Origin of the sequence: Streptococcus sp. 2021WUSS126 (genome assembly GCF_044427255.1) — a bacterium.
Lineage (GTDB): Bacteria > Bacillota > Bacilli > Lactobacillales > Streptococcaceae > Streptococcus > Streptococcus hashimotonensis.
Genome location: NZ_JAOTGI010000001.1, coordinates 86,529 through 98,421, shown reverse-complemented (window position 1 = coordinate 98,421; position 11,893 = coordinate 86,529). Strand labels below are relative to the sequence as shown.

Genomic DNA, 11,893 nt, shown 5'->3' with positions numbered 1-11,893 from the left:
TCCTAACTTTCTAAATCTAAACCTTCTAGGTAAGGACTGTTTTTGGACTCTTCCACCATTGCCAAGACTTCCTCAGGAGTTTGACAAGCAATCAAACGCTCAATGGAATTTTCCAATTCAAAGAGGGCAATAATTTGTGGAATAGCTACAGATGTATGAATCTTTGGATCGGTAGCTGCAAGAGTGAGCAGAACAGACACTTCTTTCCCATCTGAGAAGACGACTGGTTTTGTCAAGGTAATCAAAGCAAAGGAATCCTTCAAGACGCCAACACCTGCTTGGGCGTGAGGCATAGCCATACCAGGCATGAGAACATAGTAGGGACCATATTCTTCTGTCGAGGCAATGATGGCATCATAGTATTCTTCTGTCGCAGCACCACTGTCAATCAGCGGTTCAACAGCCTTGTGAACAGCCTCCTGCCAGGTTTCCGCTGTCAATCCCAAGCGAATGGAATTATTTTCTGTAAATGATTTTTGTAAATTCATAGTTTTTCCCTTCTACACGCTACATGAAAGGGGGAGGGAAACTCCCTACCCCTAACGGCTATTTATAGCACTGCTTGTAATTTTGTTTTGATTTCGTTGTCGTCCATGAGGTTGTCAAGACCAACCAAGTGACCTTTCGTGCGACCTTCCAACTCAGAAATCAAGTGGTTAGAGGCTACGACAATATCATATCCTGCCGCCAAACCTTTTGCTTCACCAACTGAGCAGGAAGCTGATTGAAAATCTGTTACGCCGAGTTGACGAAGAGCGTTTTCTACCTTCATCTTGATGACCATAGATGAGCCCATGCCATTTCCGCAGGCTGTTAAAACTTTAACCATAATTTCACTCCTATTTTATTTTTAATACATTATGTTCTGATTTTACAGACCAAGGATACTATTCTGCTTGTGCCTCGCCACGATAGTATGCTTCCTTATCTTTTGCTTTCGCAAATTGAAGTTGCGGAATAGCCAATAAGAAGAGGCAGACAAGAACATAACCAGCAATACCGATGTACTTAAATGCAAGTCCAAATGGTAACCATGGCACTTCAAAGTCAATGTTTCCGTGGTAACCACCACTCAATTCAAGCAAGCCAACGCAGACTGCACCAAGAGCAACTTGAAGGACACCTGAGATGAAGGAAAGGATGGCCGCTGCTTTCCAACCACCACGTTTGTCAGCGTACACTGCGATAGCTGCGTTATCGAAGAATACAGGTACGAAACCAGTGATGATGAGGATTGGACTCTTGAAGACAATCAAGAGAACGATTGTAATCAATTGCCCAATCAAACCGAAGGCAAAACCTGAAAGAACTGCGTTAGATGAACCGAAGCCGTAAGAAGCTGCAACGTCCACCGCTGGGAATGAACCAGGAAGCAATTTGCTTGAGATACCCTGGAAGGCATTTGTCAATTCTGCTACGAACATGCGGACACCTTGCATCAAAATGAAAAGATATACTGAGAAGGTGAAGGCTGTTTGTAAAACATACATGAAGAAATCTTGTTTAGCTGGGTTGTATGGGGCACCTGAAGTGATAACTTCTGGATTTGCCATGATTTCTGGACCCAAGATGAACAAAATCACACCGAAGAACACAAGCATCAAGGTTGCTGAAGCAACAACTGTATCGTGGAAGATGTTGAGGAAGCTAGGCAACTTCAAGTTATCCAAGTTTTCTTCTTTTTTACCAAGTTTTGGTGCAATCTTATCGACAAACCAGATAGCGAATTGTTGTTGGTGACCGATGGCAAATCCACCGCCGCCTGTTAATCGTTGGGTTGGTTCAACTGTCATATTTGAGCTGACTGCCCAGTAAATACCACAGATGATACCGATCGCTGCTGTACCGAATTGGTTACGAAGAGCTGGAATGAGGAAGAGCACCATCAATGAGACTGTTGCCGCTTGTTGTACCATGATGTGTCCAGTGATGAACAGAGTACGTACTTTTGTGACCTTACGTAATGCCACCAAGAGGATGTTGACACCGAAACCAATCAAGAGTGCTGTAGTGGCTGTTGATACGAAATCAGGAAACTCCTCAGCAATTTTCCCATTTGCTGCTGCAAGACCGAAGTAAGGGTCAATAACTGCTGCATCAATTTGGAACTTATAGTTCAAAGCCGCCAAAATCGGACGAAAGGTTGTTACTAAACCACCAGCTGCTACGTTCAAAATCATATAGCCAACTGTCGCTTTGATAAACCCTGCAAAAACATCATGAGGTTTTTTCTTTAGGAGAGCATAGCCCACCAATACTAAAAGACCTACGAAGAAGGCTGGATTCTGCAGGATATTCTGTGAGAACCAGTTTAATGGGGTTTGAAGGAAATCCATTTTTCATTCTCCTTTTTGAAATGATTTTTATGGTTTAATTATAATTTATGTAAGCGGAAACAAAAAGACCAAATAAAACACAGGCTTGTGTTCACTATTGGACTATTTCCGAACTTTAATAGCTGATTTAATCAGAATTCCTCCCTATAGTTCACCAGCCCATTTATTCTAATAATCAATAAATAGACGTTATTTTATCTAAAAAATTAGAAGAACTTCAAAAAAACATAAAAGAAGAGGTTGGTTTAAAACCAACCTCTTCTAGAGGGAAGTGATACTCTCAATCCTTGTATTTATAAGAGATTTACAAGGTTTTGAGTAGTGCTCCTCTGGAGAGCCAAATATTATTACTCTTCCGATTTTTTATTTCTTCCTTGCGCAGCAACTGTCAATCCAAGTCCAACAAGTCCGAGACCTAGAAGTGCCAAATCGCTTTGTCGGTTACCCGTAATCGGCAGACTCGCCTTGCTTGCAGCACTTGTCGCTTGTCTAGATGCTTGAGCAGTAGTAGAAAGACTCGGTTTTTCAGCCTCTTTCTTAGCCTCCATACTGCCTTTCACAACAATACGTGTTTCGCTATCAACAACTGTTTCTGATAACAAGTTAGTAGCGACCACCTTACCGTCAACCAAAACATCTTGATAAACCAGAACTTTCTTACCTGCCTTACCTTCTTGAAGGACATAAGATTGACCTTTTGCAAGAGTGGTATCATAGCGAACTTCCTCTGCAATTGGAAGGACAGTTTCTTCTGTACGTTCTTTCCTAGTAAAGTCTAGAGTTGGTTTTTCTTCAGCAGTAGGTGCTGTATCTGGAGCTTCTGTAATAATATAAGGCAAACGAATCACTGTTGCAGTCAAAGGTGCAAGCACAACTGCATCATCTGTCAATGTCACACCTACCAAATCAGTCAGCGCTGCTATTCCAGCCCGCTTACCATCGACCAGCACTTGACCCTTCAGCAATTCTTTGTAACTATCAGAAAGAACAAAACTGCGCTCCTTGCTGTCTGCGTTGACAAAGACAGCATAGCGGTCCCCATTGCTTGCAATGGTTTGATAGGCAATGACCACATCATTTTTGGCAATACCATTTTGACCTGGAATTGAAATCAAGCTAACCTTCTGTTCAACTTCTTCTTTTGTTCCCAAACGGAAGGCATCTGTAGATTTGCGCAAGGCAATCAATCCTTTTGTAAAGGCCTGAGTACGGGTATTCTCTGGATAGAGCGCCTCATCTGTCGCTTTGGTCCAGTCAAACTTGTTGACCGCATCCGATGAATCGTAAGAGTCATGAATGTAGTATGGATAGTCAAATGGCGTTCCATCTGCATTGGTCAACAAATGCGCCTTGTTTGGTACCTTGTCCTCTGTAACAGGGTTCTTGTAATCAGGATGGCGGAACTGTTTGGTCCGTCCATACTCCTGACCAGAATGGATAAACGGTGTCCCTTGAGCAGTCAAGACTAGCAAATTACCCAAGCGTTGACGTTGGTGAATTTCAGTATAGTTTTCAGCAACTGACGGATCCTTCTTGATGGACTGAGCAATGATATCAAAGAGGGTCAAGTTATCATGCGCAGCAATATACTGGATCACATCACCTGGATCGTCTGCCAAGAAGTTGCCTGGTTGTGCCTTGATGTTATTGAAGACAGATTCTACACTCTTAGCACCGCCTGTGATAAAGGCTGGCTGACCTTCGTTTGGATAACCCGATTTAAGTGTATTGCGAATGTCATCTGAGAATACCGCAACCGTATCTGTTGAACTCATCCAGTCTTGGTCTGCTGGCTGAACAGGCTGATTGGCATCACCTGTAAAGGTTCTCCATCCTTCACCAAGCATAATAATATTTGGATTGAGTTTTTGAGCCTCTGTAAAGGCCAGCTCAATTGCTTCGGCATCATGATCCCCCATCATATCGAAACGGAAACCATCTACCTTAAACTCATCCACAAGATACTTGATGGAATCAACTAAGACACGACGGCTCATGTAGTGAGTGGTTCCCAGACGACCACCACCAAAGCTTGATTTAGCCGTACCATCTGCCTCCATGAAGTGGTAATAGTTTGGCTCCAAATCTTCAAATAAGAAGGTCTTAGAAGTGTGGTTATAGACCACATCCAAAATCACACCCATGCCTTGTTTGTGGATTTCATTGACTAGGTTTTTGAACTCTTCGATGCGTTTCATTGGATCTGTCGGATCTGTAGAATACATACCTGTAAAGGCAAAGTAGCTCTGTGGATCATAACCCCAGTTATAGTTACTGTTGCTTGATGCATACTCACTGAGACGCTCTGCATTTTTCAATTCATTGACAAAATAGTAGCTCATAATTGGGAGCAGTTGAATATGGGTCACACCCAAGTCCTTAAGGTAGCTGAGTCGCTCTGCAAAGGCTGCAAAGGTACCGAACTGAGCTGTCAATTCATCAGAAATAGCAGGGTCTGATGTGAAGTCACGAACATGGGCTTCATAGATAATGGCATCTTCACGCTGATTGAAGTTAGGAATTGTGGCATAGTTCAAATCACTTGGACCAACTTCTGATGGATCCACAATCGCAGCTTTTGCAATACGATAAGATGGATCTGTATCTGCCAAATCACTATTCCACTCAGCTAAAGACTTAGCATATGGATCTAAAACAAGAACAGCTTGATCCCCACGAGTGATTTCATAATGGTAGTAGTAACCACGATAGTCCGAAATACCAAGACCTGATTGACCATTCAATTCAAGATCCCATTGTCCCTTATCGCCCTTGGTCATGGCCAATTTACCGACCACCTTAGACTGGTCATCCTTATCATAAAGAACAACTGCTACGCTGTCTGCACTTGGAGACCAGAGAGTCATATCAACGACACTACCAGCCTGACGCACACGCGCACCAAGTTCTCCATCATAAGCATAGAGCTCATCCTTCAATTGCCAGCTCATAGTCGTTGTGAAGCTATCATTGCCATATTTGAGGGTATAGCCCGCATTTTCTTGGTTGAAATCCCCAAGGACTCGCACCTTGTTGCTAGTAGCATCCAAGACAAGGTCCGTCACAGCAACTGTCTGACCATTTTTATCTGTTACAGACAATTTCTCCAAGATGCTATCCTTATCAGCACCTTCCAGCGTTGTAAAGGCTGCTTCTAGAGCTGTTAGGCTAACATGAGAAACACCTGTCACACGGACATTATTGACAAAATAAGGGTTGGTGTAAATAGTCGCATCATCATCCTTGAGGAAGATTTGTGTCTGATTTTTCAAATCTTTAAAGCTATAATCTTTCTGCTGAATCTTCACATCATCTCCTGACTTGCTTTCATCCAATAGCAGGAAGCCAATGGAACTTGGTAAATCTGTCAATTTGACATCAATATAGGCACCGTACTTGCCTTGGTTTTCAAAATCAATACCATTTGGCCAGTCACCCAAGGTAACATCAGTCACATCTCCCCAAATCCAGAGACCTTTTTGGTCATAATTGCCATCGGTACGGAAGTAATTGATACGGATGTAGCCTTCTTTGAGCGGTTGATAGAGGCTGAGTTGGTAGTTTTCATCAAACCAAGCTTCATTCATCTTGGTGCTAATCCGTTCAATGGTCTTGTCACCTGTGATGTTATCACCAGAAGTGTTATTAATCAACAGACTAATCTTGCTGGCTGTTTCATCTTTCATCTTGATGTCCAGATAATAGCCATAGTCATCCTGTTTAGCCGTGCTGAAATTGGTTGCACCTGTTGGCCAAGCACCAACATCTGACGATGGTTTTTCGACATCATCCCATGTCCATAAACCTAGGCTAGATAGATTATCAGATGGTAGAGTTTTAAAGTGAACACGGAAGTAGCCTGCTTCAATTGGCTCTTCAGTCACTCCTTGCACACTTGCATTGACGATGTCACCTGCTTCTGTCTGAAGGAGCATGGTGCCACCTTGACCGATCGTTGGAAGTTCGACTTGAACAACCCATTTACCGTCTTTCTCGATAGCTTGATAAGATTTTCCTGTGTAGGCATCTGTGACAATCACATCTTTATCAGATACTTCAAGCGCCATTTCCTTGCTCTCGGTATTGGTTGAGAAGACAAGATAGGCAGCTTGATCTTGGTAACTGCGTTTGCTGATAAGCCAACCTTGGCTATCATTTCCAGCAAGGGTGCTTGTATCACCACGTGAGAGCAATGTTGAATTGGCATTGCGGAAAGCCAACAATTTTTGGTAATGGTCCTCTATGTCACTTGTCTCTACCTTACTCCAATCGAAATCGTACCGGTTGTCATAAACTGGCCAGTTGTTTTGTCCAGATTGACCTAATTCTTCACCGTAGTAGATGACTGGCTGACCTTTAGCAGTAATCAAGAGACTAGCAGCCAATTTCAGTTTATCCAGATTTCCTTCTTTTTCTGCGCCACCAAGACTGTAGAGGAAACCATCTTCGTCATGACTGCCCAAGAATTGACCCAGAGAAGCTGCACTAGTCAGAACCTTGCTACGTTCTTCCAGCTCTTTTCCAGCTGCTTTCAGTTGACCATTGACCAGATATTTAGCAATATCCTTGAAGCCAAAGTCCAACAAGCTGTCCATAGTACCGATACCCAAGTCACCCTTGGTATCTTTATAGTTAGCTCCCCAAGTTTCCCCAATCAAGTGGAAGTCAGGGTCTCTATCCACCAATTCATTTTTGAAATGCTGCCAGGTTGTATCATCAACGTGTTTGACTGTATCGACACGGAAAGCATAGATAGAGTTGCCCTTGGCAGTTGTTGAGCGTTCCAACCAAGATGCCTGCCAAGCAACCAACTGATTGCGAACGGTAGCTTCTTCTGTCTTGAAGTCAGGCAGTCCTGAAAGCGAACCGAGCTGATCATCTCCCTGCTTATCTTCTTCCTTAGTCCGCACCATGCCTGCAAAGGTTTCTTCTGTACCATAGCCAGCATGGTTAAGCACCACGTCAACAACAATGTTTATACCTTTTTCCGCCGCGGCATCAATTAATTCATGAAAATCAGCTAAACTTCCCAAATGCGGATTTAGTTTCTCAAAATTGGATGCCCAATAACCATGGTAAGCATAGTACTCTCCATCTGTTACGCTACCGACATTCTGTGGAATATTTTCCACAATTGGTGTCAACCAGATAGAGTCCACACCCAATTCTTTCAGATAGTCCAGCTTGGCTGTCACTCCTTTGAAGTCACCACCTTGGTAAAGACCGCGTGGGTTGGAGGCCGTTCCTTCCACCAGCTTGTCGTTGCTGGTGTCTCCATTGTAGAAACGGTCTGTCATCATAAAGTAGATAACTTGCTCGTCCCAGTCTTTTTCACCATCTGCCTTGATACGCTCTGTAATGGTCACATCCAATTTTGTTTCGTAGTAACCGTTGTCCTTGTCATAGACCTTTACAGGAAGACTATAGGTCCCTGGCGCTGTGCTAGACGTCGCTTTAATGGTCACACGATTGAGCTCAGTAGAGATTGGCACAAGACCTCCGCCGATGGCACTTGTATCGACTTCCATTTTGACAATCTCAGCATTTTCAGGGTTGGTGACAGTTACAGATACCAAGCCACTTTCATTGTAGTTGAATGGTGCTTTCACACTTGCCTCAAGTGTCACATTTTTTGTACCCGGAGTCGCCTTACTGGTATCGAGTTCTACTTTCTCTTCGATAAAATATGGATTTGTATAGACTTTGTTGTCACCGTTTCGAAGGAAAATTTGGCTATGCCGTTTACGATCTGCAAAAGCTAAATCAATCGATTTATTGCCAGCCAAATCTGGATTATTCTGATTGATTAGTAGAAATCCAAGCTTAGAATCTAAACCATTCGATAGAGGAATGTCAACATAAGCTCCGTATTTGCCAAGTTTAAAATCAACGGCACCTGTTGGCCAGCCATCACTCGCTTCAGTCGTATCGCCCCAAGTCCAAACGCCCCAACCTTCATAATTGTTGTCTTCACGTGTGTAATTGATGCGGAGAACATTTTCATCTTTGAGCGGCTCATAGCTAGACACGCTGTAGTCACTAGCGATCCAGGCTTCATTCTGTTCCGGAACAAGAAGCTCCACTTTTTGGTCCGATTCTGTTATTTTTTCCCCATTCTTGAGGACCAGATAGCCGATCGTTCCTGGTGTCTCAGATTTTTTAATATCAACGTAATGGCCGTAGTCATCTACCTGACTGCTTGAAAAATTCGCTGTATCCGTTGGCCATTGATTACCATCGGACGGCTCTGCCACTCCTCCCCAAGTCCAAAGTCCTTGACTTTCTGGTGCTGTTTCATCTACATTTTCAAAGTGCAGACGAATGCTGCCTTCTTCGATAGGAGCTTCCTCTGAAGCAGTTGCATCAGCTGTTTCTCTTACTGCTGTCGCTTCAGCTACCATAGAGTCTGTAGTTCCTATCGCAGTTGTGGTCGCTTCTACCGCGCCGCCATCCTGTTCCGAAAGAGTCGTTGAACTAGTTGACGCAGGGAGGACGACTTCCTCTGCCTGCACTAGTTGACCTGCTCCACTTAAAAACAGAGCAGCCGCAATCCCAACAGAGGCTACACCTACATTTAGTTTACGAATGCCAAAAATCTGTTTCTTCTCTAGCATCCCTGTTCGTTTCATATTCTGAACGGATTTCTTTTTCATAGACTCCTCCATATAAATAAGTTTGAATTGTACACTACCAGTATATACAATTCCAAGGAGTCTTTGCAAACGTTTTCTTAAATGTTAACGGTAACAAGTTTTGAACTACTATCTAACTAAAATAGAATAAATAGCTCCCCCCTCTTTTGCTCCTAGACGGCCCACTGACCAAAAAAAGAGACTACTAAGGTGTAGTCTCCCTTTCAATTAAGGTTGCCTGGCAGTAATGCCCCTGTTTAGCCAGAGGCTTGCCATCTAATATCGTCATTAAATGTTTGACGCTAAGAGCCCCCATTTGACGAATTGGTTGCTTCATCGTCGTCAAGGCTGGTCTGGACATCCGATCTAAAAAGAAGCCATCAAAACCAATTACCCCAACGTCATTCGGAATAGACTTTCCTAGAGCCTGTAAACCTCTTGTAACCCCAAGAGCGAGACGATCCGATGCGCAGATAAAGCAGGTGTTTTCTGGTAAATAATCAAGATTTTTCACAAATTCTTCCGCAACACGAGAACGATTTTCCAATCGATAGAGATGAGTTTCTCGGCCCTGCATCGCATCTTTGTAACCTTCTTCTCTCCCTTTTTCAAAGGCTTCTGGCAAGTCAATCCCTACAAAAACAATCCTCTCATAACCTTTTGATAAAGCAAACTGGGTTGCGGACCTAGTCGCCAAACGATTGTCTGAATCTACAAAAGGAAGGCCTTCTTGATTCTCCCCGAATAAAATCAATGGCTTCCGCAGACCTTTCAGCCAAGGGTAGTCATCCTTTCGAGCGCCAGTCACAATGTAACCATCACATTGATCAGTAATCTGACTGGGATTGGTCACCAACTGCAAGGTATAATTTCGATGATTGAGCTCATCAGCAATTCCTGCAAGAAGGTCGATATAGTACGGCTCTACCACATCCATCTTTTCGAGAATGACAGCCTGAACAATCAATGTCCGTTGCTGGGCCAAGGCCTTGGCAGCCACATTTGGCTTATAGTTTAATTCTTCCATCGCAGCTGTTACGAGTGTCCGTAGCTCTTGTGTAACTTGTTCTGGATGGTTGATGACACGCGAAACAGTCATCTTTGATACATTGGCTAACCTAGCCACATCGGCTAATGTCGTCATAGAACTCCTCCCTAATTCTATTTCTGTTACTTATCTTTTAGCAAGCAAACAGTCAAAATTGTGCAAACGTTTTCTTTAGGCTATTATATACTATTTATTACTAAAAAGTAAAGACCTTTCGAATACATTTATCGTCATTTAGTTTTCCTCCTATTACTTCCTTAGCTCACCTTACCTAACTTCATCTATGCCTGCGGCTCATCGCCTCGTGCTAAAAGTACTATATAAGAATATCGATTCCCTCTAAACAAAAAATACTCCAACCGCTAGACCAATCAATGTCTAACAATTGAAGTATCTTTGTTAAATTCTGTCCATTTTCTGTACGATTGTGGAAATAAATAAGATAAATTAATTTGCTTAGCTTACTCAACATCTACCTTTTGAATGCGAGCTAAGAATTGCTTAGTACGTTCTTCTTTTGGCTGGTCAAAAATGTCTTCTGGTCGACCTTCTTCGATAATCCGACCACCATCCATAAATATGACTCGATCAGCTACCGCACGCGCAAAGCCCATCTCGTGCGTCACAACCACCATGGTCATACCTTCTTTTGCCAACTGCATCATGACAGCCAGGACTTCACCGATTAACTCAGGATCCAAGGCCGAGGTTGGTTCATCAAAATAGATGACCTCGGGACTAGTTGCAATAGCTCTGGCAATGCCAACTCGTTGCTGTTGACCTCCTGATAGCTGGCTCGGATAAGAATCATATTTGTCCGACAGGCCAACCTTGTCCAAGGCTGCCTTACCAATTCTTTCAGCCTCTTGTTTGGGAACTTTCCGAGCTACAATTAAGCCTTCTGTCACATTTTGCAGGGCAGTCTTATTAGCAAAGAGATTGTAGTTTTGAAAAACGAAGGCTGTTCGCTTGCGGATACCTGCAATTTCCTTCTTTGTCATCTGAGCCAAGTCATAGCTGTCCTCACCGAAGACTAGGTGACCCGCGTCAGCTTTTTCCAAAAAGTTCAAGGAACGAAGAAGGGTTGTTTTTCCGGAGCCAGATGGTCCCAAAATAACAACCACCTCTCCTGGATTGACCTCTACATCAATGCCTTTTAATACCTCTTGACCATGGAAAGCCAGCTTTACTCCATTTGCTTGAATCATCTGAACCTCCTAATAGACCGCCAACTTCTTCTCGCCATAGGCTTGAAGCTTGGTCAAAATAGTTGAAAAGAATAGATAAATGAGAGCAACTTCACAATAGAGGGCAAATGGCTCATAGGTCCTTGCCGCAATCTGCTGAGTCGCCATAAACATCTCCAAGACCGTGATATTAGCCGCTAAAGATGTGTCCTTAACCAATCCAATCAAGGTATTCGATAAGGGCGGAAAGGCCACTCGAAAGGCCTGTGGGAGAATAATCCGACGCATGGTCTGGGCAAAACTCATCCCGACAGAATAGCCAGCCTCCAACTGCCCCTTAGGCACGGACTCGATAGAAGCCCGTATGGTTTCCGCAGCGTAGGCACCTGTATTGACAGAAAAAACCAAAACCGCCGACGGAAAGGCATCCAAGACAATTCCTAGACTTGGTAGCCCAAAGAATATCACATAGAGTTGAACCAAGAGTGGCGTCCCTCGAACAACCCAAATATAGAAACGAGCCACTTGTTTGAGAATGGGAATCTGAGCAATTTGCACCAAGGCTGTCCCAATAGCAATGATTAGACCAAAGACAAAAGACAAGATGGTCAGTGGGATAGTCACCAACAATCCTGGAACAAGTATTTGTGAAAATGAATCAAGCAATAGTTGCCATACTCTCTCTGTCAT

General features: G+C 43.4%; 7 protein-coding genes. All 7 read right to left on the bottom strand.

What is annotated here, in order from left to right; all coding sequences use genetic code 11:
- Positions 1-2: 2 nt before the first annotated feature.
- Positions 3-488 (bottom strand): PTS sugar transporter subunit IIA, encoded by a 486-nt coding sequence (locus ODU39_RS00430; protein WP_014736516.1) that lies wholly within the window; start codon positions 486-488, stop codon positions 3-5.
- A gap of 62 nt (positions 489-550) precedes the next feature.
- Positions 551-829, bottom strand: a complete 279-nt coding sequence (locus tag ODU39_RS00425) for a PTS sugar transporter subunit IIB (protein WP_009910950.1) — start codon at positions 827-829, stop codon at positions 551-553.
- Between the two features lie 58 nt (positions 830-887).
- Positions 888-2,336, bottom strand: coding sequence for a PTS ascorbate transporter subunit IIC (locus ODU39_RS00420; protein WP_398579610.1), 1,449 nt, complete (start codon positions 2,334-2,336; stop codon positions 888-890).
- Positions 2,337-2,683: 347 nt separating this feature from the next.
- Positions 2,684-8,989, bottom strand: a complete 6,306-nt coding sequence (locus ODU39_RS00415; protein ID WP_398579609.1) for a pullulanase — start codon at positions 8,987-8,989, stop codon at positions 2,684-2,686.
- 184 nt (positions 8,990-9,173) lie between these two features.
- Complete coding sequence (locus ODU39_RS00410) at positions 9,174-10,112, bottom strand: LacI family DNA-binding transcriptional regulator (protein ID WP_398579608.1); 939 nt, start codon at positions 10,110-10,112, stop codon at positions 9,174-9,176.
- A gap of 365 nt (positions 10,113-10,477) precedes the next feature.
- A complete protein-coding gene (locus ODU39_RS00405) occupies positions 10,478-11,224 on the bottom strand; it encodes an amino acid ABC transporter ATP-binding protein (RefSeq protein ID WP_398579607.1) in 747 nt (248 codons plus the stop codon).
- A 9-nt stretch (positions 11,225-11,233) separates the two neighbouring features.
- A complete protein-coding gene (locus ODU39_RS00400; RefSeq protein ID WP_136670464.1) occupies positions 11,234-11,893 on the bottom strand; it encodes an amino acid ABC transporter permease in 660 nt (219 codons plus the stop codon).

Excerpts from the sequence above, each read along its gene's own strand:
- ODU39_RS00430 (WP_014736516.1), bottom strand. The coding sequence starts at position 488 with ATGAATTTACAAAAATCATTTACAGAAAATAATTCCATTCGCTTGGGA.
- ODU39_RS00425 (WP_009910950.1), bottom strand. The coding sequence starts at position 829 with ATGGTTAAAGTTTTAACAGCCTGCGGAAATGGCATGGGCTCATCTATG.
- ODU39_RS00420 (WP_398579610.1), bottom strand. The coding sequence starts at position 2,336 with ATGGATTTCCTTCAAACCCCATTAAACTGGTTCTCACAGAATATCCTG.
- ODU39_RS00415 (WP_398579609.1), bottom strand. The coding sequence starts at position 8,989 with ATGAAAAAGAAATCCGTTCAGAATATGAAACGAACAGGGATGCTAGAG.
- ODU39_RS00410 (WP_398579608.1), bottom strand. The coding sequence starts at position 10,112 with ATGACGACATTAGCCGATGTGGCTAGGTTAGCCAATGTATCAAAGATG.
- ODU39_RS00405 (WP_398579607.1), bottom strand. The coding sequence starts at position 11,224 with ATGATTCAAGCAAATGGAGTAAAGCTGGCTTTCCATGGTCAAGAGGTA.
- ODU39_RS00400 (WP_136670464.1), bottom strand. The coding sequence starts at position 11,893 with ATGACAGAGAGAGTATGGCAACTATTGCTTGATTCATTTTCACAAATA.